19 protein-coding genes and 1 riboswitch are annotated in these 22,860 nt (G+C 71.3%); of the genes, 11 read left to right on the top strand and 8 right to left on the bottom strand.

Annotated features, from left to right (window positions below):
* Positions 1-5: 5 nt before the first annotated feature.
* Positions 6-881 carry an Fpg/Nei family DNA glycosylase gene (locus AB3M83_RS10925; protein WP_412948003.1) on the top strand — a complete coding sequence of 292 codons (876 nt, stop codon included), beginning with the start codon at positions 6-8 and terminating at the stop codon, positions 879-881.
* A 5-nt stretch (positions 882-886) separates the two neighbouring features.
* On the opposite strand, the gene glpK is transcribed toward AB3M83_RS10925, so the two are convergent.
* Positions 887-2,419 carry a glycerol kinase GlpK gene (gene glpK / locus AB3M83_RS10920; protein ID WP_412948001.1) on the bottom strand — a complete coding sequence of 511 codons (1,533 nt, stop codon included), beginning with the start codon at positions 2,417-2,419 and terminating at the stop codon, positions 887-889.
* Between the two features lie 41 nt (positions 2,420-2,460).
* Positions 2,461-4,158 (bottom strand): glycerol-3-phosphate dehydrogenase/oxidase, encoded by a 1,698-nt coding sequence (locus tag AB3M83_RS10915; RefSeq protein ID WP_412947999.1) that lies wholly within the window; start codon positions 4,156-4,158, stop codon positions 2,461-2,463.
* 149 nt (positions 4,159-4,307) lie between these two features.
* Positions 4,308-4,450, top strand: a riboswitch (FMN riboswitch).
* 73 nt (positions 4,451-4,523) lie between these two features.
* Between AB3M83_RS10915 and ribD the strand changes: the two genes are divergently transcribed.
* From ribD to AB3M83_RS10885, 6 genes are all read left to right on the top strand, one after another.
* A complete protein-coding gene (gene ribD / locus AB3M83_RS10910; RefSeq protein ID WP_412947997.1) occupies positions 4,524-5,546 on the top strand; it encodes a bifunctional diaminohydroxyphosphoribosylaminopyrimidine deaminase/5-amino-6-(5-phosphoribosylamino)uracil reductase RibD in 1,023 nt (340 codons plus the stop codon).
* Positions 5,546-6,175, top strand: a complete 630-nt coding sequence (locus AB3M83_RS10905) for a riboflavin synthase (RefSeq protein WP_412947995.1) — start codon at positions 5,546-5,548, stop codon at positions 6,173-6,175. The genes ribD and AB3M83_RS10905 overlap by 1 nt, the downstream gene beginning before the upstream one ends.
* Positions 6,172-7,452 (top strand): GTP cyclohydrolase II, encoded by a 1,281-nt coding sequence (gene ribA, locus AB3M83_RS10900; protein WP_412947993.1) that lies wholly within the window; start codon positions 6,172-6,174, stop codon positions 7,450-7,452. The genes AB3M83_RS10905 and ribA overlap by 4 nt, the downstream gene beginning before the upstream one ends.
* Positions 7,449-7,925, top strand: coding sequence for a 6,7-dimethyl-8-ribityllumazine synthase (gene ribH, locus AB3M83_RS10895; protein ID WP_412947991.1), 477 nt, complete (start codon positions 7,449-7,451; stop codon positions 7,923-7,925). Before ribA ends, ribH begins: the two co-directional genes overlap by 4 nt.
* Positions 7,926-7,929: 4 nt before the next feature.
* A complete protein-coding gene (locus AB3M83_RS10890; RefSeq protein WP_412947989.1) occupies positions 7,930-8,280 on the top strand; it encodes a Fe-S protein in 351 nt (116 codons plus the stop codon).
* A 209-nt stretch (positions 8,281-8,489) separates the two neighbouring features.
* Positions 8,490-9,944 (top strand): MFS transporter, encoded by a 1,455-nt coding sequence (locus tag AB3M83_RS10885; protein ID WP_412947987.1) that lies wholly within the window; start codon positions 8,490-8,492, stop codon positions 9,942-9,944.
* 79 nt (positions 9,945-10,023) lie between these two features.
* Here AB3M83_RS10885 and AB3M83_RS10880 read toward each other — a convergent pair whose 3' ends face one another.
* Genes AB3M83_RS10880 through AB3M83_RS10870 form a run of 3 tightly spaced genes read right to left on the bottom strand, consistent with a single transcriptional unit; the run spans position 10,024 to position 12,664 of the window.
* Entirely contained in the window at positions 10,024-10,848 is an 825-nt protein-coding gene (locus AB3M83_RS10880; RefSeq protein ID WP_412947985.1) for an ABC transporter permease, read from the bottom strand.
* Complete coding sequence (locus AB3M83_RS10875; RefSeq protein ID WP_412947983.1) at positions 10,845-11,726, bottom strand: ABC transporter permease; 882 nt, start codon at positions 11,724-11,726, stop codon at positions 10,845-10,847. The genes AB3M83_RS10880 and AB3M83_RS10875 overlap by 4 nt, the downstream gene beginning before the upstream one ends.
* Positions 11,723-12,664, bottom strand: coding sequence for an ABC transporter ATP-binding protein (locus tag AB3M83_RS10870; RefSeq protein ID WP_412947981.1), 942 nt, complete (start codon positions 12,662-12,664; stop codon positions 11,723-11,725). The genes AB3M83_RS10875 and AB3M83_RS10870 overlap by 4 nt, the downstream gene beginning before the upstream one ends.
* A gap of 88 nt (positions 12,665-12,752) precedes the next feature.
* Between AB3M83_RS10870 and AB3M83_RS10865 the strand changes: the two genes are divergently transcribed.
* Positions 12,753-12,968, top strand: a complete 216-nt coding sequence (locus AB3M83_RS10865; protein WP_412947979.1) for an AsnC family protein — start codon at positions 12,753-12,755, stop codon at positions 12,966-12,968.
* Positions 12,969-13,017: 49 nt separating this feature from the next.
* Positions 13,018-14,898: an ABC transporter ATP-binding protein gene (locus AB3M83_RS10860; RefSeq protein WP_412947977.1), complete on the top strand. Its 1,881-nt coding sequence runs from the start codon at positions 13,018-13,020 to the stop codon at positions 14,896-14,898.
* 21 nt (positions 14,899-14,919) lie between these two features.
* Here the strand turns inward: AB3M83_RS10860 and AB3M83_RS10855 are convergent, their stop codons facing one another.
* Entirely contained in the window at positions 14,920-16,806 is a 1,887-nt protein-coding gene (locus AB3M83_RS10855) for a phosphoenolpyruvate carboxykinase (GTP) (RefSeq protein WP_412947976.1), read from the bottom strand.
* A gap of 107 nt (positions 16,807-16,913) precedes the next feature.
* Here AB3M83_RS10855 and AB3M83_RS10850 point away from each other — a divergent pair, with 107 nt between their 5' ends.
* Positions 16,914-18,353, top strand: a complete 1,440-nt coding sequence (locus AB3M83_RS10850) for a helix-turn-helix domain-containing protein (protein ID WP_412947975.1) — start codon at positions 16,914-16,916, stop codon at positions 18,351-18,353.
* 7 nt (positions 18,354-18,360) lie between these two features.
* Here the strand turns inward: AB3M83_RS10850 and AB3M83_RS10845 are convergent, their stop codons facing one another.
* Positions 18,361-19,452 (bottom strand): winged helix DNA-binding domain-containing protein, encoded by a 1,092-nt coding sequence (locus AB3M83_RS10845; RefSeq protein WP_412947973.1) that lies wholly within the window; start codon positions 19,450-19,452, stop codon positions 18,361-18,363.
* Positions 19,453-19,493: 41 nt separating this feature from the next.
* Positions 19,494-20,972 carry an MFS transporter gene (locus AB3M83_RS10840; protein WP_412947971.1) on the bottom strand — a complete coding sequence of 493 codons (1,479 nt, stop codon included), beginning with the start codon at positions 20,970-20,972 and terminating at the stop codon, positions 19,494-19,496.
* A 238-nt stretch (positions 20,973-21,210) separates the two neighbouring features.
* Here AB3M83_RS10840 and AB3M83_RS10835 point away from each other — a divergent pair, with 238 nt between their 5' ends.
* Complete coding sequence (locus AB3M83_RS10835; RefSeq protein WP_412947970.1) at positions 21,211-22,860, top strand: thiamine pyrophosphate-binding protein; 1,650 nt, start codon at positions 21,211-21,213, stop codon at positions 22,858-22,860.

The following is a 22,860-nucleotide window of genomic DNA, read 5'->3' as shown; positions in this document are numbered from 1 at the left end:
ACGCCATGCCCGAGATGCCGGAGGTCCAAGGTCTCGTCGACTTCCTCGACGCGCGACTCCGGGGCCTGACCGTGACGAAGGTGACGGTCGCCAACATCGCGGCGCTGAAGACCTACGACCCGCCGATCGATGCACCCGTGGGCGGCCGGGTCGCCGGTGTGCGCCGTCATGGCAAGTTCGTCGACATCGAGACGGATGCCGAGGACCGTGAGCCCGTCCACCTGGTCTTCCACCTGGCCAAGGCGGGCTGGCTCCGCTGGTACGACCAGCTGCCCACCACCCTCCTGCGGCCAGGGAAGAGCCCCATCGCCCTGCGCGTCGCCTTCGACGACGGATCCGGCTTCGACCTGACCGAGGCCGGCACGAAGAAGTCGCTCGCGGTGTACGCCGCGCACGACCCCGCCGATGTCCCCGGCATCGCGCGGCTCGGCCCCGATCCCCTCGACCCCGGCTTCACCCGGGACGTCCTGGCGGGGCTGACCGCGGGCCGGCGCACGCAGATCAAGGGCGTCCTCCGCGACCAGTCCATCGTGGCGGGCATCGGCAACGCCTACTCCGACGAGATCCTCCACGCCGCGAAGATGTCGCCGTATGCGCTGGCGGCGGGCCTGGACGACGCCGAGATCGACCGTCTCTTCGCGGCGACGCGCGAGACGCTCACCGAGGCCGTCGCCGCGGCATCCGGCAAGCCGCCCGCGGAGCTGAAGGACGCCAAGCGTCGCGGCATGGCCGTCCATGGCCGCCGCGGCGAGCGCTGCCCCGTCTGCGGCGACGAGGTCCGGTCGGTGTTCTTCGCCGACAACAGCCTGGAGTACTGCCCCACCTGCCAGACCGGCGGCAAGATCCTCGCGGACCGGCGGCTGTCGCGCCTCCTGAAGTAGCCGCCTCAGACGGTGTCGGCGAGGATGCGGGCGTCGTCGTCGACCCAGTCCATCGACTTCTGCACCGCCTTGTCCCACATCCGGCCGCGGCGTGCGCGCTCGTCGTCGGACATCCGCGGCTCGAAGCGGGTGTCCTCCTGCCAGTATCCGCGCAGCGAGTCGAGGTCCGGCCAGACGCCCACCGCGAGCCCGGCCGCGTAGGCGGCGCCGAGCGCCGTCGTCTCGACGACCCGGGGGCGCACCACCGGGATCCCGAGGATGTCGGCCTGAAACTGCAGCAGCAGGTCGTTGCGCGTCATCCCGCCGTCGACCCGGAGCTCGTCGAGGTCGTGCCCGGTGTCGGAGACGACGGCAGCGATCACATCGCGGGTCTGGAACGCGGTCGCCTCGAGCGCGGCCCGAGCGATGTGCGCCTTCGTGACGTAGCGGGTGAGACCGACGAGGGCGCCGCGGGCGTCGGGCCGCCAGTACGGGGCGAACAGGCCGGAGAACGCCGGCACGAAGTAGGCGCCGCCGTTGTCGTCGACGCTGCGGGCGAGCCGTTCCACGTCGGCCGAGTCGGAGATGATGCCGAGGTTGTCCCGCAGCCACTGGATGAGGGAGCCGGTCACGGCGATGGACCCCTCGAGCGCGTAGTGGGCGCGCGCGTCGCCGATGCGGTAGGCGACGGTCGTGATCAGTCCCGCGTCGGAGCGCACGAGCTCGGTGCCGGTCCCGACGAGGAGGAAGTTCCCCGTCCCGTAGGTGTTCTTCGACTGGCCGGCGTCGAAGGCGGCCTGGCCGAAGGTCGCGGCCTGCTGGTCGCCGAGGATGCCGGCGATGCGGATGCCGCGCGCCACGCGGGGCTGCACGACCTCGCCGTAGACCTCCGACGACGAGCGGATCTCGGGAAGCATCGCACGGGGGATGTCCCATGCGGCGAGCATCTCGTCGGACCAGTCCAGCGTCCGCAGGTCCATGAGGAGCGTGCGGCTCGCATTGGTGACGTCCGTGAGGTGGAGGCCGCCGTCGCTGCCGCCGGTGAGATTCCAGACGACCCAGGTGTCGGTCGTCCCGAAGAGCAGGTCGCCGGCGCGCGCGGCATCCCGGGCGCCGTCCACGTGGTCGAGGATCCAGGCGATCTTCGATGCGGAGAAATAGGTCGCCAGCGGCAGCCCGGTCACGTCCGCGAAGGCGTCGACCCCGTGCGCGTCGATGAGCCGGTCGATCTGGGGCTGCGTGCGGGTGTCCTGCCAGACGAGCGCGTTGTGGATGGGGCGGCCGGTCCGGCGGTCCCACACGATCGCCGTCTCGCGCTGGTTCGTGACGCCGATGGCGGCGACGTCCGCGGCGGCGAGGCCGGCCTGGCTCAGCGCCCGCGCCAGCACCCACTGGGTGTTGGTCCAGATCTCGACGGGGTCGTGCTCGACGCGACCCGCGCGGGGGAAGATCTGCTCGTGCTCGCGCTGCGCCGTCGCGACCAGCCCGCCGGCCCCGTCGAAGACGATGGCCCGGGTCGAGGTGGTGCCCTGATCGATCGCGATCACGTGGTCCGTCACATCGTCTCCTCTTCGAGTTCGAGCATCGGGGAAGCTCCGCCTCAGACCGTCGCCGGCTCCGCGATACGGACGGCGGCGAGCGCGCGGTGCACCTCGGTGCGGCGCTGCGCCTCATCCCAGCCGCGCACGTCACCCACGATCTCGGCGATCTCCTCGACGACGGCCGGCGTGGCCTCGCCGCGGAACGCGATGCTCGTGCGGCGGAGCAGCACATCCTCGAGGTGGACGACCGCCTCCGCGCGCGCCATGTACCGCAGTTCGCCGCTCGTGTATCGCGGCAGCGATGCGAGCGGGGCGTCGTCGGCGTCCTCGCGGAGGGCGGCGGCGACGGCGGTGGCGTGGGTGCCGTAACGGTGCAGCATCCGCACGGCCTGTTCCCTGTCCACGTCGGCGAGGTGCTCCGCCACCCACTCCGAGCGCTCCGGCTCGGTGCGCGGGAAGCCGACGGCGCCGCCGATGGGGAGCCCCTTCGTCGTGCGCAGCCGCGTGCGGCCGAGGCGCGCCAGCGCGCGGTCGGTGAGGTTCGCGGCGACCGCCCGGAACGTGGTCCACTTGCCGCCGATGAGGCTCAGCACGGGTGTCGCGGCGCCCCCGTTCAACGGCGCCGCCTCGATCCGGTAGTCCCGCGACACGAAGCCGGCCGCCATGTCGCCGTGGCCGGGCAGGGGACGCACGCCCGAGTACCGGTGCACGATGGACGACCGGTCCACCTCGATCGCGGGGAAGACATGGCCGATGAGGTCGAGGAAGTAGTCGACTTCCGCCTCGGTGCAGACGGCGGGCTCCGCCATGTCGTGCTCCAGGTCGCTCGTGCCGACGAGGACCCGTCCGTTGAGCGGGTAGATCAGCACGATGCGGCCGTCGGAGTGCTCGAAGAACAGCTCGCGCCCGCCGGTCGCCTGCAGCAGCTCGGGATGGTCGAGCACGATGTGGGACCCCTTGGTGCCGCCCATGTAGGCGGTCGGCCGGCCGAGGTCGTCGTTGGTGAGGTCGGTCCACGGTCCCGAGGCGTTGATCACCACGGATGCCGAGAACGGGAACTCCTCGCCGGTGTCCTCGTCGCGCAGCAGGACCGCCTCGCCGTCGCTGCCGACGGCCGAGACGTAGTTCGCGGCGCGCGCCCGATCTCCGCCGAGGGCGACGCCGTCGCGCACGAGATCCAGACCGAGCCGCTCGGGGTTGCGCAGCGACGCGTCCCAGTAGGTCGCGGTGTACGCCACGCCCGGGTTCAGCTCGGGCAGCACCTGGAGGGAGCGCCGGCGCCCGTGGAACGTGTGCCGCGGCACACGACCGCCGCCGCGCGAAAAGGAGTCGTAGATGACGAGGCCGATCTTGATCAGCAGCGCTCCCCGTTCCGCCGAGGCGGTCCTGCGGTGCAGCAGCATCCGCAGCGGCGCGGACAGCAGCCCCGAGAAGGTGGAGAAGATCGGCACGGTCGTCCGCAGCGGCCGCACGTAGTGGGCGGCGGTGGTGAGGAGGTCGTTGCGCTCGGTGACGGCCTCGTGGACGAGGCGGAACTCGCCGTTCTCGAGGTAGCGGATGCCGCCGTGGATCATGTGGCTGGACGCCGCCGACGCTCCCGAGATGAAGTCGCCTCGCTCGACGAGGGCGACGTCGACGCCCTGCAGCGCCAGGTCGCGGAAGGTCGCGACGCCGTTGATGCCGCCGCCGATGATGAGGACCTCGGCGTTCGGTCGGTCGCGCAGGTCGTCGCTGCTCCGGTGGGTCTTCACGGTCACGGCCCTGCTCCCCCTGTCGTCGGCGACCCGGAGAGGTCGCACGTGCGGCTGTGTCCATGATGTCATCCGACGGGTCGGGTGCGGCCGGACGACCCGATTCGCGGGAATGAAACGGGCGGATGCCGGTTGACTACACTCGAGAGCAAGAGAACGTGCTCCGGGGTCGGTGGGAATCCGAACCGGCGGTGACAGTCCGCGAGCGGGGTCCTTCGGGGCCCGGCTGATCCGGTGGAAATCCGGAACCGACGGTGATGCGACGCGAGTCGCTAGTCCGGATGGGAGGCAGCACGCGACGCTCGTGGACGACATCCGCGAGCCCGTCGCCCCTGCATCCGCGCCCCGGAGTCCCCATCGTGAGGATCCGGATGAGTGTCACCGACGCAGAACGCACCGCCCTGCGGCGCGCGTTCGAGCTCGCCCGGCGGGGACCCCGCGGCCTCAACCCGCAGGTCGGCGCGGTCCTCCTCTCGCCGTCCGGCGACGTGCTCGCCGAGGGGTGGCACCGGGGCGCCGGGACGGCCCACGCCGAAGTCGACGCGCTGTCGAAGCTCTCCCCCGGGAGCGCGCGCGGCGCGACCGCCGTGGTCACGCTCGAACCCTGCAACCACACCGGCCGCACCGGCCCGTGCGCCCTCGCCCTCATCGAGGCGGGCATCGCGCGGGTCGTGTTCGCCGTCGCCGATCCCGGTGACGCCTCCTCGGGCGGCGCCGACCGCCTGCGCGCCGCCGGCGTCGACGTCGCGGCGGGCGTCCTCGCCGACGAGTGCGAGGACCTCCTGCGCAGCTGGCTGACCGTGCAGCGCCTGGGCCGGCCGCACGTCACCGTCAAGTGGGCGCAGTCGCTCGACGGGCGCGCTGCGGCATCCGACGGCACGAGCCAGTGGATCACCGGGCCCGACGCCCGTGCCGACGTCCACGAGCGGCGCGCCGCCGCCGACGCGATCGTCGCCGGCACCGGCACCGTCCTCGCCGACGACCCCGCCCTCACCGCCCGCCGGCCGGACGGATCGCTCTACGACGACCAGCCGCGCCCGGTGATCGTGGGAACGCGGGCCGTCCCGCAGGAGGCGCGGCTGCGTCGGCACCCGCGTCCGTTCATGCAGGACGAGGGCGAGGATCTGCCCGACCTCCTCGACCGGCTGCGCGAGCTCGGCACGCACCGCGTCTTCGTCGAAGGCGGCCCCACCCTCGCCGGCTCGTTCCTGCGCGCCGGGCTCGTCGACGAGCTCCTCGTGTACCTCGCCCCGACGCTCATCGGCGGCGACCGGCTCGCCGTCGGCGACCTCGGCATCACCACCATCCGCGACCAGCGGCGCCTCGACATCGCCGCCGTCCACCGCCTCGGCGACGACATCCTCGTCATCGCGCACCCGAAGGAGACCCCCTGATGTTCACCGGGATCATCGAAGAGCAGGGCATCATCACCGCGATCGAGCCCTCCGGCGACGGCGTGCGCCTCACCGTGCAGGCCCCGCTCGCCGTGTCGGACGCCGCACGCGGCGACTCCATCTCCATCAGCGGCGTCTGCCTGACGGTCACGGACCAGTCGGCCGACGGCTTCACGGCCGACGTCATGAAGCAGACCCTCGACATGTCGACCCTCGGCGGATTCGGCGTCGGCACCCCCGTCAACGTCGAGCGCGCCATGGCCGCGCACGGGCGACTGGGCGGCCACATCGTGCAGGGGCACATCGACGGCACCGGAGAGGTCCTCGAGGTGCGCCCCGGCGAGCAGTGGCAGGTCCTCCGCATCTCGCTTCCGGCATCCCTCGCCCCGCTCGTCGTCGACAAGGGATCGATCACGGTCGACGGCGTCTCGCTGACCGTCTCCGCCGTCTCCGCCGCCGCCGCCGACCTGCACTGGTTCGAGGTCTCCCTGATCCCCGAGACCCTCGCGGTCACGACGCTCGGCGGCCGATCGGCCGGCGACGCCGTCAACCTCGAGACCGACATCCTGGCCCGCCACGTGCAGCGCATGCTCCGATTCACCCCCGCAGAAGAAGGAGGCTCGGAATGAGCCTTTCCCCCATCCCCGACGCCCTGACCGCACTGCGGGCCGGCCGGCCCGTCCTGGTCGCCGACGACGAGGGACGCGAGAACGAGGGCGACATCATCCTGTCGGCCCAGCTGGCGACGCCCGAGTGGATGGCGTGGACGATCCGCTGGTCGAGCGGCTTCCTGTGCGCGCCGATGCCCGCCGACCTCGCCGACAGCCTCGACCTGCCCCCCATGGTGGAGGTCAACCAGGACAGCAAGAGCACGGCGTACACCGTCAGCGTGGACGCCGCCGAGGGCGTGACGACGGGCATCAGCGCCGCCGATCGCGCACGGACGGTGAACGTCCTCGCCGACCCGACGTCGACACCGGCCTCCCTCATCCGACCCGGTCACGTGCTGCCGCTCCGCGCGGTCGACGGCGGGGTGCGCGAGCGCGCCGGTCACACCGAGGCGGCCGTCGACCTCCTGAAGCTCGCCGGACTGGCCCCCGTCGGCGTCATCGGCGAGGTCGTCGCCGATGACGGCAGCATGATGCGGATGCCGGGGCTGCTCGAGATGGGCGAACGCGAGAACATCCCCGTCATCACGATCGAGCAGCTCATTGCCCACCTGGATGCGATGGACGGCGAGAGCGCGGTCACCACGCCCGTCCACCCCCACCGGCGCCGCGTCAGCCTGCGCGCCGAGTCCACCGTCCCCACCTCGCACGGGGAGTTCCGCTTCCTGGCGTACAAGGACCGGATCACCGGAACCGACCACATCGCCGTCGTGTCCGGCGACCTGACCGGGGGCGCTTCCCTCGTGCGGGTCCACTCGGAGTGCCTGACCGGCGAGGCCTTCGGCTCGCTCAAGTGCGAGTGCGGCCCGCAGCTGGACGCCGCGCTCGACGCGATCGAGCAGGACGGCGGTGTCGTCATCTACATGCGCGGTCACGAGGGACGCGGCATCGGCCTCATCAACAAGCTGCGCGCGTACAGCCTGCAGGAGCGCGGGCTCGACACCGTCGACGCCAACCTCGCGCTCGGCCTCCCCGCCGACGCCCGCGACTACGCGGCGGCCGCCGGCATCCTCGACGACCTGGGTGTGCGGGAGATCCGCCTGCTGACCAACAACACCGACAAGGTCGCGCAGCTGCGCAGCCTGGGGCTGTCGATCGTCGAGCAGGTGCCCCTCCTCGTCGGCGTCGGCGCGAACAACCACCAGTACCTGGCGACGAAGGCCGACCGCATGGGCCACATCATCGACGCCGACGAGCTGCGCGAGGCTCTCGCGCACAGTGAGGAGCAGGACGCATGAGCGGACACGGCGCACCCAAGACCGAGCCGATCGACGGAACCGGCCTCACGGTCGTCGTCGTCGCCGGCCAGTGGCACGACGTCATCACGGACGGCCTGATCGCCGGCGCAGCCCGGGTCCTGGACGCGTCCGGCGCCTCGTGGCAGCTCGTCCGCGTGGCGGGCTCGTTCGAGCTGCCGGTCGTCGCGAAGGCCGCGCTCGAGGCGGGTGCCGACGCCACCGTCGCGCTCGGCGTCATCATCCGCGGCGGGACCCCGCACTTCGACTTCGTCTCGGCCGCCGCGACCGACGGACTCACCCGGGTGGCGCTCGACACCGGCAAGCCGGTCGGATTCGGCGTGCTCACGCTGGACGACGAGCAGCAGGGCATCGACCGCGCCGGCCTTCCCGGGTCCAGGGAGGACAAGGGCGCCGAGGCGGCCGACGCCGCGCTGCGCACGGCTGTCACCCTCCGCGACCTTCAGGTACCCTGATGGCATGGAGACCCTCCGCAGCATCGTCGTCCTGATCCACCTCGTCGGCTTCGCCGCGATCTTCGGCGCCTGGCTCGTCGAGGCCCTCGGCCGGCGGCGCATCACCCGCCTCATGCACTGGGGGCTCGGCGTCGCGCTGCTCGCCGGCCTCGTCCTGTCCGCCCCGTGGGGGCTCAGCCACGACCTGAACTACACGAAGATCGGCATCAAGCTCGTCGTCCTCGTCATCATCGGCGGCCTCCTCGGCGCCGGTGCCGCGCGCGGCCGGAAGGCGGGTGCGGTGCCGGCCGGCATCTTCTGGTCGGTCGGAGCACTCACCCTCCTCAACGCCGGACTCGCCGTCATCTGGCGGTGACCCCCGCCCCGGATGCCGCGGCCTCGGCATCCGGGGGGGGGGGGGAGCTCGGCCGTCTCTGGGAGTACACTGGGAACGCGCGCCGGCCACACCGCCGGCGCTTTCGGTTTTCCCGCGCGAGTCCCGCTGCGACACACCCCGTCGCCAGCGACACCGCCGCCGATCGTCCCACGAGGACGTTGCACGCTCTCTCCGACAGGTCCCCCCGCATGTCCACTGCTCCCGCAGCATCGGCAGCCACGGCTGCCCCCGCCAATCCCCGCTCGCGCGTCATCACCGCGAGCCTCGTCGGCACGACGATCGAGTTCTACGACTTCTACGTCTACGCGACCGCCGCCGTCCTCGTCTTCCCCATCCTCTTCTTCCCGACCGGCGACGACACGACCGCGCTGCTGTCCTCGTTCGCCGTGTTCGGCGCGGCGATGGTCGCGCGCCCGATCGGCGCCGTCGTCTTCGGACACTTCGGCGACAAGTTCGGCCGTAAGGCCACCCTCGTGGCATCCCTCCTCACGATGGGTGTCGCGACGTTCCTCATCGGCGTCCTCCCGACGTACGACGGCATCGGGTGGTGGGCAGCCCTCCTCCTGCTGATCCTGCGCCTGTTCCAGGGCTTCGCGCTCGGTGGCGAATGGTCGGGTGCCGCCCTCGTCGCCACCGAGAACGCTCCGAAGGGCAAGCGCGCCTGGTACGGCACGTTCCCCCAGCTCGGCGCGCCGATCGGCTTCATCATCGCCAACGGCATCTTCCTCGTCATCAACTTCGCCCTCCCGCACCCCGACGGCCCGGCACAGCGCTCGGACGCGTTCCTGGAGTGGGGCTGGCGCGTGCCGTTCCTCTTCTCGGCCGTGATGGTCATCATCGGCCTGTGGGTGCGACTGAAGCTCGTCGAGTCCGAGACGTTCGCGAAGGCGGAGAAGTCCGGCGCCATCCGCAAGTTCCCGCTGGGCGAGGTCGTCCGCCGTCACTGGTGGCAGCTCATCCTCGGCACGTTCATCATGCTGGCGACCTACGTCCTCTTCTACCTGATGACGAGCTTCACCCTGTCCTACGGCACGAAGGCCGGTCTCGAGGCCGCCGAGCAGGCCGCCGCGGAGGCGGGCACCGCCTTCGACGCCGCCGCGTACGTGCCGGGCCTCGGCTTCGGGTACACCGACTTCGTCATCATGCAGATCGTCGGCGTGGTGTTCTTCGGCATCTTCACCCTGCTGTCCGGGCCCATCGCCGACGCCCTCGGCCGGCGCAAGCTGCTGCTGTGGATCACGGCCGCGATCGCCGTCTTCGGCCTCACATTCAACGTGTTCCTCCTGCCGCAGGTGGACCCGAAGTTCACCGGCGCGCTCGTGCAGGCGTTCCTGATCCTCGGATTCATGCTGATGGGCGCGACGTTCGGCCCGATGGGCGCGATCCTGCCGGAGCTGTTCCCGACCAACGTGCGGTACACCGGCTCGGCGATCTCCTACAACGTCTCGTCGATCCTCGGCGCGGCGCTCGCACCGATCGTGGCCGTCGCGCTGTGGGCCGCCACGGGCGGCTCGCCCTGGCTCGTCGGCGTCTACCTGACCGGAGCCAGCGTCCTCACCTTCGTCGCCCTGTGGCTGTCGAAGGAGACGAAGGACGTCGACTACGACACCTTCATCGGGGCCGAGGAGCGCGCGTCCCGCTGACCCGCGCTCGGCACGACGGATGCCGCGGCCCTCCCCTCGTCGGGCGGAGCCGCGGCATCCGTCTGTGCGGCGCCGATCGTCAGTCGAGGAACAGCGCGCGGAGCCGCTTCGTCGTGAAGACGAGGCCGACGGCGATCATCACGACGTAGTAGAGCACGTGCCACAGCATCGACGCCGACAGGATGCCGGTGGTGAGACCGCGGATGAGCTCCACGCCGTGCCACAGCGGAAACGCCATCACGGAGCTCTGGACCCACTCCGGGTACACCGAGATCGGGTAGAACGTCGCCGAGAAGAGGAACATCGGCAGCAGCACGAAGTTGATCCAGTCCATGTGCTGGAAGGTCTTCATGTAGCTCGTGATCGCCATGCCCAGGCTCGCGAAGCCGAACGCGATGAGCAGCACCGCCGGGATCGCGAGGATCGCGGTGGGCGCCAGGTTGAGCCCCAGGACCTGCATGATGATCATGAAGCCGGTCGCGTAGAGCAGTCCGCGCAGCAGCGCGTAGAGGATCTCGCCGAGGGCGACGTCGAGCGGGCCCAGGGACGTCGAGAGCATGCCCTCGTAGAGCTTGCCGTAGTTGAGCTTGAAGAAGACGTTCCACGTCGAGTCGTAGATCGCGCCGTTCATCGCCGACACCGCGAGGAGAGCCGGGGCGATGAACGCGGCGTACTCGACCTGGACGCCCTGCGAGGTCTGCAGGTCGCCGACCAGCGATCCGAGGCCGATCCCCATCGAGGCGAGGTAGAAGACCGGCTCGAAGAACCCCGACAGCACCACGATCCAGCTGGAGGATCTCGCCGCGAGCAGCCCGCGCTGCACGACGGCGCCGGGATTGCCGGCCCAGAGGGCGCGGACGCCTCCGCCGCGGGTGGCGGGTGGAGCGGCGGTCACGGCGGTCATGTCGCGAGCCTTTCGATGAAGACGCGCCGACCCCACAGGTAGCCGATGCCGGCGAGCGCCACGAGGTAGCCGAGGTGGATGGCGACCATCACGGGGGGAACCGACGCGCCGTAGGTGGCGAGGCGGCCGAGCTCGGCGCCGTGCCACAGCGGCGAGATCCAGCCGATCCACTGCAGCCAGCCGGGGAGGTTCTCGAGCGGGTAGAACGTCCCCGAGAACAGGAACATCGGCATGAAGATGAAGCGCTGCACGAGCGCGAACTGACCTCTGTCGTCCTCGATCGATCCGGCGTACGCCATGAGCGGGATGCCGAAGGCGACGCCGGCCAGGATGCCGACCGGGATCGACAGCCACCCCGTCTCGGGCGTCGGGACCGTGCTCCACCCGAGGCCGGTCGCCCCCAGGAGCCAGATGAACAGGTAGTACGCGGCGACGGCGAAGGCCATCCGGGCCGTCGCCCCGAGGATGACGCCGTTCGCGATCTGCGGGCTCGACAGCGCCGACGCGTTGAAGCCGAAGAAGTAGCGCCGCCACTTGAAGCCGGCCATGACGGGGTAGGTCATCTCCTCGGATGCCACGGAGATCGCCGCCGTGACCAGCAGCGCCGGGGCGACGAAGACGAGGTAGTCGACCGATTGGCCGCCGTCTCGGATCGGGGCGTCGATGAGCGCGGCGAGACCGGCGGCGAGGCCCAGAAGATAGAGGACCGGCTGTCCCAGTGCGCCCACCACGATCGTCCACCCGTACGCGCGCATCGCCCGCACCATGTGCTCGGTGACGTACCAGCTGCCGCGGCGGCGGGGCAGGCGGCCCCACTCCATCGCCTCGGCGCGCAGCTCGTCCAGGGTCGGCGTCGGGGACTGGGCCGTCTCGCTCATTCGATCAACGACCTTCCCGTCAGCCGCAGGAACACGTCCTCGAGGCTCGAGCGGCGGACGAGGCTCGTGATCGGCTGCAGCCCCGCGGCGGTGACGCGCTCGAGGGCGGCCTCCCCGTCGGCGGCGTAGACGAGCACACGGTCGGGAAGGACCTCGACACGGTCGCCGATGCCGTGCAGCTGCGCGGCGACCTGCTCGTTGCGGTCGGAGCCGAAGCGGACCTCCAGCACCTCCCTGCTGGAATGCGCCCGGATGAGCGACGAGGGCGTGCCCTCCGCCATGATCCGTCCCTTGTCGACCACGATCAGTCGGTCGCAGAGCTGCTCGGCCTCGTCCATGTAGTGGGTCGTGAGGACGAGGGTCGTGCCGCGCTCCTTGAGCCGGAACAGCCGGTCCCACAGGACGTGCCTCGCCTGCGGATCGAGGCCCGTCGTCGGCTCGTCGAGCAGCAGGATGCGGGGATCGTTGATGAGACCGCGGGCGATCGTGAGACGCCGCTTCATGCCGCCGGAGAGCTGGTCGACCCTGCTCTTGGCTTTGTCCTCGAGCTGCGCGAAGGCAAGGAGCTCGTCCGCCTTCTGCGCGCAGACGGCACGCGGCAGGCCGAAGTAGCGGCCGTAGATGAACAGGTTCTCGCGCGCGTTGAGCTCGCCGTCGAGATTGTCCTGCTGCGGGATGACGCCGAGCCGGGAGCGGATCTCGGGGCCGTGGCGGTCGGGGTCGAGGCCGAGGATCGACAGGTCGCCGCTCGTGCGGGTGGAGACCGCGCCGATCATCTTCATCGTCGTCGACTTGCCCGCCCCGTTCGGGCCGAGGAGCCCGAACGACTCCCCCGGCGCGACGTCGAAGTCCAGCCCGCCGACGGCGACGAAGTCGGGCTTGCCCTTCATCCGGTACGTCTTGACGAGGTTCCGGGCGGAGATGACGGGTTCGGGCACCGCACCACACTAGCGACGGGCGGCGACACGCGGATCACAGCGTCAACTCACGTTGACAAAATCGCGCTGTGTCAATTACGGTTGACACATGAGCAGCGACGACATCCGCACCCTCCTCGGTGCGGCGCCGGACCCGCAGCCCCTGGCCGAGCTGCGGCGCCTCGCCGACGTGCGGCGCGAGCTCGCGCGCGCCGAAGAGGTGCAGGTCCGCAAGGCCCGGATCGCCGGGTTCTCCTGGCAGGCCATCGCCGGGGCGCTCGGCGTGACCCGGCAGGCGGTTCACAAGAAGTTCGGACGAAGATAGAGGCGGCGCCGTCGCCCCGATCCACCCACGACCCCGAGGACGCATCCCCATGTCTTCCGACTCCCGATCCCCGCTGCGCCGCCGCAAGCCCCCCGAGGGGCCGCGCGCGAGCTTCACGCAGCTGCTGCCGTTCGTGTTCGAGCACAAGCGGGTGCTCGTCGTGGTCGCGATCCTCAGCGTGCTCGAGGCTGTCGCGACCCTCTTCCAGCCGGTCCTGGTCGGACAGGTGATCGAGCGCGTGCAGTCGAGCCAGGCGCTCGGCATCCTCGTCTGGCTCCTCGTGGGCCTCGTCGTCACGGCCTCCCTCGTCGGCGGCGTGCAGCACTACCTCCTGCAGCGCACGGGCACGGCGGTCGTCTACTCGAGTCGCCGACGACTCGTCGCGCGACTGCTCCACCTGCCCGTGCAGGAGTACGACGCCCGGCGCACCGGCGACCTCGTCTCGCGCGTCGGGACGGACACGACGCTGCTCTACGCCGTCCTGACCCAGGGGCTCGCCGACTCGCTGGGCAACGCCCTCATCTTCGTCGGCGCGATCGTCGCGATGCTCCTGATCGATCCCGTCCTGCTCGCGCTCATCGTCGTCGTCATCGGCGTCTCGGTCGCCCTCGTCGGCGGTCTCAGCACGCGGATCCGGGCGGCCACGACCGCGCAGCAGGAGAAGGTCGGCGCGCTCGCCTCGGGCGTCGAGCGTGCCGTCGGCTCGATCCGCACGATCCGCGCGTCCGGCGCCGGCAACCGGGAGCAGGCCGCGATCGAGGCGACGGCACGCGAGGCGTACGACGAGGGAGTGCGGGTCGCGAAGGTCTCCGCACTCGTCGTGCCGGTCGCCAGCATCGCGCTGCAGGTGTCGCTGCTCGTCGTCCTCGGCGTGGGCGGCTTCCGCGTCGCCGAGGGCGCGATCGACATCGCGCAGCTCGTGACCTTCATCATGTTCCTCTTCTTCCTCATCGCGCCGCTCGGCTCGCTCTTCGGAGCCATCACGTCCGTCAACCAGGCGCTGGGAGCGCTCGGGCGCATCCAGGAGGTGCTCGATCTGCCCACCGAGACCGAGGCGGATGCCCGGATCGCGGCGTCGCTCGAGGCGGATCCGGCCGTGCACGAGAGTGCCTCGATCGAGTTCCGCGACGTGCACTTCTCGTACCCTCGGGCCGTCGTGGAGGCGCGGCGCTCGGTCGAGCGGCAGGCCGCCGACGCGCTCGCCGACGTGCACGCCGACACGCGCGCACTCGAGACCGAGGAGGCCGATGGCGAGGTGCTGCGGGGCGTCTCCTTCCGCGTCCCGCGCGGCGCGCGCGTCGCGCTGGTCGGACCCTCCGGCGCCGGGAAGTCGACGACGCTGGCCCTCATCGAGCGGTTCTACGACCCCACGTCGGGCGCCGTCCTCCTCGACGGCGTCGACGCCCGCACGCTCGACCGCGCGCGCCTGCGGGCGCAGCTCGGATACGTCGAGCAGGATGCCCCCACCCTCGCCGGCACGATCGCCGACAATCTGCGCCTCGCGTCGCCGGACGCGAGCGACGCGGCGTGCGAGCGCGTGCTGCGGGCGGTCAATCTCGGCGACGTGCTCGAGCGCAGTCCGCTCGGACTCGACGCGCCCGTCGGAGAGGCGGGCGTGATGCTCTCCGGCGGCGAGCGTCAGCGACTCGCGATCGCGCGCGCCTTGCTGGCCGCTCCCCCGATCCTGCTGCTCGACGAGTCGACGTCGTCCCTCGACGGGCTCAACGAGCAGCGGATGCGGGAGGCGATCGATGCCGTGGCATCCGGCCGCACGCTCGTCGTGATCGCGCACCGCCTCTCGACGGTCGTCGACAGCGACCTCATCGTGGTGCTCGACCGGGGCCGCGTGGTCGGACAGGGCACCCACGAGGAGCTCGTGGCCACCGTGCCGCTGTACCGCGACCTCGCCGCCCGCCAGCTGCTGGTCTGACCTCGCGAGGACGGCCCCGCTTCAGGCGGGCAGCGCGGCGCGCTTCAGGCGGTACCGGAGCGCCGCGAGCTCGGCGTACAGCGCCGGCGGCACCTTGCCGCCGAACGTCCGGTAGAACTCCTCGGTGAGGTCGGCCTCGGTGAGCCACGAGTCCGGGTCGATCGCGAACAGCTCGTCGAGATCCTGCGACGGGACGTCGATGCCGTCCAGGTTGAGGTCCGCCGGCTGCGGCAGCCGCCCGACCGGACTGTCCACGGCACCGACCGTGCCGTCGACGCGCCGGATGATCCAGTCGATCACGCGGGCGTTGTCACCGAACCCGGGCCACAGGAACCGGCCGTCCGATCCCTTCCGGAACCAGTTGACCTGGAAGATCCGCGGCGCCCGGTCGAACCGCAGCTGCTGGCCGACCTTGATCCAGTGGCCGAAGTAGTCGGCCATGTTGTAGCCGCAGAACGGCAGCATCGCGAAGGGGTCGCGCCGCAGCTCGCCCACGGTGCCCTCCGCCGCCGCCGTGCGCTCGGAGGAGATGTTCGAGCCCATGAAGACGCCGTGCGTCCAGTCGGTGGCCTCGACGACGAGCGGCACGTTCGTGGCTCGGCGCCCGCCGAAGAGGATCGCGTCCAGGGGGACGCCCTCGGGCGCCTCCCAGTCCGCCGCGATCTGCGGGCACTGGCCGGCGCTCACGGTGAAGCGCGAGTTCGGGTGCGCGGCGGGCGTGCCCGACGCGGGCGTCCACGGCCGGCCCTGCCAGTCGGTCAGCTCGGCCGGCACCTCGTCCGTCAGGCCCTCCCACCAGACGTCGCCGTCGGGACGGAGTGCGACGTTCGTGAAGATCGTGTTGCCCCAGAGCGTCTCCACGGCGGTGACGTTGGTGGACTCGCCGGTGCCGGGCGCGACGCCGAAGAACCCCGCCTCGGGGTTGATCGCCCAGAGCCGGCCGTCCTCACCGGGACGCAGCCAGGCGATGTCGTCGCCCAGCGTCTCGACGCGCCAGCCGGGGATCGAGGGGCGCAGCATCGCGAGGTTCGTCTTGCCGCACGCCGACGGGAAGGCCGCCGCGACGTGGTACGCCTTGCCGTTCGGGTCGATGACGCGGATCAGCAGCATGTGCTCGGCGAGCCATCCCTCATCGCGGCCGATGACCGAGGCGATGCGCAGGGCGAAGCACTTTTTCGCGAGGATCGCGTTGCCCCCGTAACCCGACCCGAACGACCACACCTCGAGGGTGTCGGGGAAGTGGACGATGTACTTCTCGTCGTTGCAGGGCCAGGCGGCATCCGTCTCCCCCGGCGCGAGCGGTGCACCCACGGAGTGGACCGTCTTGACCCAGGGCTTGCCGTCGGCGATCTGGCTCAGCACCGTCGTCCCGACGCGGGTCATGATGCCGATCGAGGTGACGGCGTACGCACTGTCGGTGACCTGGACGCCGATGTGCGACAGCGGTCCGCCCACGGCGCCCATCGAGAAGGGAACGACGTACATCGTCCGGCCGCGCATGCTGCCGGCGAACAGCGGCGTGATGGTCGCACGGATCTCCGCCGGGTCGGCCCAGTTGTTCGTCGGGCCGGCGTCCTCCTCGCGCTCCGAGGCGATGAAGGTGCGCCCCTCGGTGCGCGCCACGTCGCTCGGGTGGGAGCGCGCCAGGTACGAGCCCGGCCGCCACTCGGGGTTGAGCTTGATCAGCTTGCCCTCCTCGACCTGCTGACGCAGCAGCATGTCGTTCTCGGCAGCCGACCCGTCGACCCAGTGGATGCGGTCGGGCGTCGTGAGGGCGGCGATCTCCTCGACCCAGGCGTGCAGCGCGGCCATGCCCGGCCCCGCGAGGTTCGGGCGGTCGCCGTACGACGCGGCCCGGCTCGTGGCGCCGGTCCGGATCGGTCGGGTGAAGAGGTCTGCGATGGCCATCGTCGCTCCTTCGGTAGGTGGCTTGTTTCCACTCTCCGCCTCTCGAGCGTCCTCTTTCCACCTCGGCAGGCGTCAAGAAAGGGGAATCTTTCACTACACTCAAGATCATGGCGTCCCCTCTGCAGCTCTCCACCCTCGGTCACCGCATCCGCCATCACCGGCTCGCGAAGGGGTACACCCTCGACGAGCTCGGCGCCATCGTGGGCGTCGCGGGGAGCCAGCTCAGCCTCATCGAGAACGGCAAGCGGGAGCCGAAGCTCTCCCTCCTCCAGGCGGTCGCGGTCGCGACGGACACGGACGTCACGGACCTCCTGTCCGCGGAGCCGCCGAACCGGCGCGCCGCCCTGGAACTGGAGCTGGAGCGCGCCCAGCAGAGCCCGGTGTTCCGACGGCTCGGCGTCCCCCCGGTCCGGGTGACGAAGACCATGACCGATGACACGATCGACGGCATCCTCGCCCTCCACCGCGAGCTGCAGCGCCGTGAGCGCGAGGCCACCGCGACGCCGGAGGAGGCACGACGCGCCAACACCGAGCTGCGTCTGCGCATGCGCGAGGTCCACAACTACCTCCCCGAGATCGAGAAGCTCGCCGAACGGCAGCTCAAGGCCGCCGGGCACACCACCGGCGCCCTCACCCACCGCACGGTGAGCATCATGGCCGAGCAGCTGGGCTTCGAGCTCATCTACGCGAACGACCTGCCGCACTCGGCCCGCTCGGTCACCGACCTCGAGAACGGTCGCATCTACCTGCCGCCGGCATCCATCCCCGGCGGCCACGGCCTGCGCTCCATGGCGCTGCAGGCGATGGCGCACCGGCTGCTCGGCCACACGCCGCCCACCGACTACGCGGACTTCCTGCAGCAGCGCCTCGAGATCAACTACTACGCGGCGTGCGCGCTCATGCCCGAGACGGCCTCGGTCGCCTTCCTCGCGCAGGCGAAGAAGGATCGCAACCTCGCCGTCGAGGACTTCCGCGACGCGTTCGGTGTCACCCACGAGGCCGCCGGGATGCGCCTGACGAACCTGCTGACCCAGCATTTCGGCATCGGGGTGCACTTCCTCCGCGTCGATGACACCGGCGCCATCAGCCGCGTCTACGAGAACGACGGCCTCCCCCTGCCGATGGACGTGACGGGGGCGGTCGAGGGCCAGATGGTGTGCCGGACCTTCGCCGCGCGCTCGGCGTTCACCGAGCAGAACCGCACGACCGAGCACTATCAGTACACCGACACTCCGGGCGGCACGTTCTGGTGCTCGAGTCAGACGGGCTCGACGACCGACGGCGAGTTCTCGATCACGGTCGGCGTCGGCTTCGACGACGCCCGCTGGTTCCGTGGTCGCGAGACCCACAAGCGCGCCACCTCCACCTGCCCCGATGAGGGATGCTGCCGCCGTCCCGACGCCGAGCTGACCCGCCGCTGGGAGGGCAAGGCCTGGCCGAGCGCGCGCGTGCACATGCGGATGTTCTCGCCGCTGCCGGCGGGTTCCTTCCCCGGCGTCGACGACAACGAGGTGTACGCCTTCCTCGACCGTCACGCCGACAGCTGAGCCGCGCTCAGGAGGCGAGGAACCGCGCGTACTCCGCGAGCGCGTCGGTCGCGTCGACGGATGCCTCCTCCTCGAACGCCGCCGCCACCGGCGGCAGGTGGTGCTTGCCGACGGCCGTCGAGTGCGACCACGTGCCGACGACCTCGCCGCCGGCGACGAGCACCGGCTTGACCATCCCGTTGGCACTGGGGCCGACGCGCGCCATCCGCTCCGGCGCGCACACCCGGCTGCGGTCGGCGTACGACAGGTAGTACTCGTCCCACGGGGGCAGCGCGCGCACCCGGTCGGCGCCGTCCGCGACGGCCGCTGCCGCGTCCCCGGCATCCGTCCCGACGAACATGCCCGCTTCCTCCGCCGGCGCGATCCGGTCGCCGGCCGTGGCCGCCGCCTCGCGGACGGCCGTCTGCGGCAGTCCCACCCACCAGCGGAAGTCGGCCAGCGTCGCCGGTCCGTGGGAGCGCAGATACGCGACGAGCAGCTCGGCCAGCGGGTCGGTGACCGTGCGCCCGGCGGGCAGGTCGTCGACGGCGACCAGGTACTGCTCCCGTGTCGGCCCGCTCTCGCGCGGAACGACGGGTCCGAGGGCGAGCACCGCGCGTACCGCGAGCGCCGACAGCAGGTGGTTGGCCCGCGAGGCGGTCGTCTCGATGCCCGCCCCCGCGAGGACGTCCGCGAACTCGGCGCGGGTGAGCCGGTTGCCGCCGGCGAGCGCCGTGCGGACGGCCCGCTCCGCCCGGCCGAGGTCCGTGTCGTCGATGCCGTAGGCGCGATGGATGCCGGCGGCGGCCTGCAGCTGGCGCCCGGCCGTGACGGGGAGGATCCATGCCAGGTCGGCGGCCGCCACGATGTGGAGCGTTCCGCGCTGGGTCCAGGTGCGCACCAGCTCGCCCCGCTCGAACGCGCCGTCGACGTCGGAGCGGCCCGGATGGTCCGCGGTGCGGGCGGCGAGCGCCCAGCGTCCGCCGCCGAAGTCCTGGGACTGCACGGCCAGCATGTGGGTGGCGGCATCCGTCACGGTCGACGCGGGCGCGGACAGCAGATGCGACCGCAGCCGGGCGCGCTGCACCGGGGTCATCGACTCGGGCGTCCTCGGCGGCATGTCGGCAGTGTGCCACGCCGGCGGCCGGGACGCACCCGCCCTCACCGCGAACCGGGGGTCACGCCCTCCTTCGCCCCTTCGACGAGCGACAGCGGGTCGGAGATGTCCTCGAGGGACTTGCCGGCGGCGCTCACCCCGAAGATCCCGCAGATGATGCCGCCGAACATCATGACGCTCGCCCCGAGCACGTATCCCCAGAACAGCGGACCGCGGTCGCCGGTGTCGGCGCTCGAGCCGATGAGCGACCCGTACAGGGTGGGGGCGATGGCGCCCACGAGCTGGCCGATCGAGAAGACGTACGAGATCACCTGGCTCCGCACCTCGAGCGGGAAGATCTCGCTGACGGTGAGGTAGGCGGCCGAGGCGCCGGCGGATGCGAAGAAGAACGAGGCGCACCAGAAGGCGGTGTGGGTCGCCGCCGTGAGCACCCCCGCGTTGAACAGGAAGGCGCTCACGAGCAGGATGAGACCCGCGAGCATGTAGGTGCCGAACAGCATCCGCCGGCGTCCCCACGTGTCGAAGAAATGCCCGAGCAGCAGCGCACCGGTCAGGTTCCCCACCGCGAAGACGATGAAGTACGTCGACGCCTCGGCGGGCGGGGTGTCGTAGAAGTTCTCCAGCACGAGCGCGTAGGTGAAGAAGATGGCGTTGTAGAGGAACGACTGCGTGACCATCATCGTGATGCCGACGAACGTGCGGCGCGGGTATTTCGTGAAGAGGACCTTCGCGATGGTGACGAACGGCACCCGGCCGTACTCCCTCACGGTGATCGCCTTGGACTCCGGGACGTCCTCGAAGGTCTTCCCCTCCGTGCGGATGCGCTGCTCGATCTCGTCGACGTTGCGCTCCGCCTCGTCCTCGCGGCCGTGCGTCATCTGCCAGCGCGGGCTCTCGGGGATGTGCCGGCGCAGCCAGATGATCAGGATGCCCAGCACCGGTCCGAGGAAGAAGCTGAGGCGCCAGCCGATGTCCTCGGGGAGGATGTCCGTGTTCAGGAAGAACATGTTCGCGACGGCGCCGAGAGCCGCACCGCCCCAGTAGGTGCCGTTGATGGCGATGTCGACGCGACCGCGGTACTTCGCCGGGATGATCTCGTCGATCGCGGAGTTGATCGCGGCGTACTCGCCGCCGATGCCCGCGCCGGCCACGAAGCGCCAGACGTAGAAGAACCAGGGAGCGAACGACAGGCCCGCGACACCCGATCCCACGAGATAGATCACGAGGGAGATGATGAAGAGCTTCTTGCGGCCGAGCCGGTCGGTGAGGCGACCGAAGACGAGCGCGCCGAAGACCTGCCCGAGCAGATAGAACGTGCCGGCGAGACCGACCTCGGCGGGGCCCATCCCGAGCGTGCTGGCGTAGCCGTTCGCCGCGACGATCTGCACCTCGAGGCCGTCGAGGATCCACGAGAAGCCGAGACCCACCACGATCATCCAGTGGAACCGGGCCCACGGCAGCCGATCCATCCGTGCGGGGACCAGCGAGCGGACCTCTTTCACCTCGATGCGCGACGACGCCATCGTCCGCTCCTCCCTGCGGCGCGTCCGAGCGCGTCTGCGGGGATATTTCTACTCCCGCCGGATCGTCGCGACGACGTCTTGACCGCGGTCCACCCAGCCGCTAATGCCGCGCCTATACTCGTGCTGTCCGGCAACGACCGCCGGTGCTCGGAAAAGGGGCACGCAGCCGACGCGCATCGACGCGGCGCGCGAGACACATACGGCATCCATCCGTCACTGTCCTCCGCAGGAGCCTCCCGTGCCCACCGTCTCCGCCCACGTCGCCTCGACCCTCGCCCGCCACATCGACTCCGTCTTCGGGGTGATGGGCAACGGCAACGCGTACTTCCTCGACGCCCTCGAGCGCTCCACCGACGTCTCCTTCACCGCCGTCCGCCATGAGGCCGGCGGCGTCGTGGCCGCGGACGCCTACCACCGCGCCGGCGGCGGCCTCGCGGCCGCCACCGCGACCTATGGGGCGGGGTTCACGAACACCCTGACCGCGCTCGCCGAGTCGGTCCTCGCCCGCGTCCCGCTCATCCTCGTCGTCGGCGACGAGCCCACGTCGGGACCGCGGCCGTGGGACGTCGACCAGATCGCGCTGGCGTCCGCGGTCGGGGCGCGGACGTACACCGTCGGGCGGGCGGATGCCGCGGCCACGACCGCCATCGCGGTCGAGCACGCGCTCACCTACCGCGTGCCGACGGTCCTCGCCATCCCCTACGACGTCGCCAAGCTCGACGCGGGCCCGGTCCCTTCCGCCCCGGAACCGGTCGTGCCGCTGCCGCTCGCCCCCGCACCCTTCGCGCAGGCCGCGATCGGGGAGCTCGCCGCCGCCCTGGCCCGCGCGGAGCGCCCGCTGCTGCTCGCCGGTCGCGGCGCCTGGCTGGCAGGGGCGAGCGACGCCCTCGGGCGCCTCGCCGACGCGACCGGCGCGATCACCGCGTCCACCGCGCTCGGCCGCGGGGTGTTCCCCCGCGCCGAGTACGACCTCGGCGTCACGGGCGGCTTCGGCGCCGAGCCCGCGATGGAGCTCATACGCACCGCCGACGTCGCGGTCGTGTTCGGCGCCTCGCTCAATCAGTTCACGATGCGCTTCGGGGAGCTCTTCGCCCCGGCCACGCGGGTGGTGCAGGTGGACATCGCCCCGACCGCCACCCATCCGCACGTGGGGGGCTTCATCCGCGGCGACGCGGACCTCGTGGCATCCGCCCTCGCCGACGAGGTGGCGCGCATCGGCTCGGCCCCGTCCGGGTGGCGGGAGTCGCTCGACGTGCCCGCGCTGCGGGTCTACGAGCCGGGCACGGAGTTCGCCGCGGACGGCCGGCTCGATCCCCGCTCGGTGGCACGCCGGATCGGCGAACTCCTTCCCGAGGACCGCGTCGTCGTCTCGGACGGCGGACACTTCCTCGGCTGGTCGAACATGTACTGGCCGGTCGCGGCACCCGACCGGATGATGATGATCGGCACGGCCTACCAGTCGATCGGGCTCGGGTTCCCCTCGGTGCCCGGCGCGGCGCTGGCCCGGCCGGACTCGACGATCGTCCTGACGACGGGCGACGGCGGCGGCCTCATGGCCCTCGCCGACCTCGAATCGGCCGTGCGCGTCGCGGGCGGCCGCGGACTCGCCGTCGTCTGGAACGACGCGGCCTACGGCGCAGAGGTCAACCTGTACGGCCTGTTCGGTCTGGCCACCGCACCCATGATGATCCCCGACGTGGACTTCGCCGGCTTCGCGCGGGCGGTCGGGGCGGACGGCGTCGTGGTGCGGACCCTCGCCGACCTGGACGCGCTGCAGCGCTGGGCCGCCTCGCCGCCGGCCGAGCGCCCGTTCCTGCTGCTCGACTGCCGCATCTCGACGTCCGTCATCGCGCCGTACCAGCAGGAGATCATCCGGGTGAACTCCTGA

This window comes from Microbacterium pasadenense, assembly GCF_047246565.1.
Classification (GTDB): Bacteria; Actinomycetota; Actinomycetes; order Actinomycetales; family Microbacteriaceae; genus Microbacterium.
The sequence above is the reverse complement of the archived record's forward strand: the minus strand, read 5'-3'. Positions and strand labels throughout refer to the sequence as shown.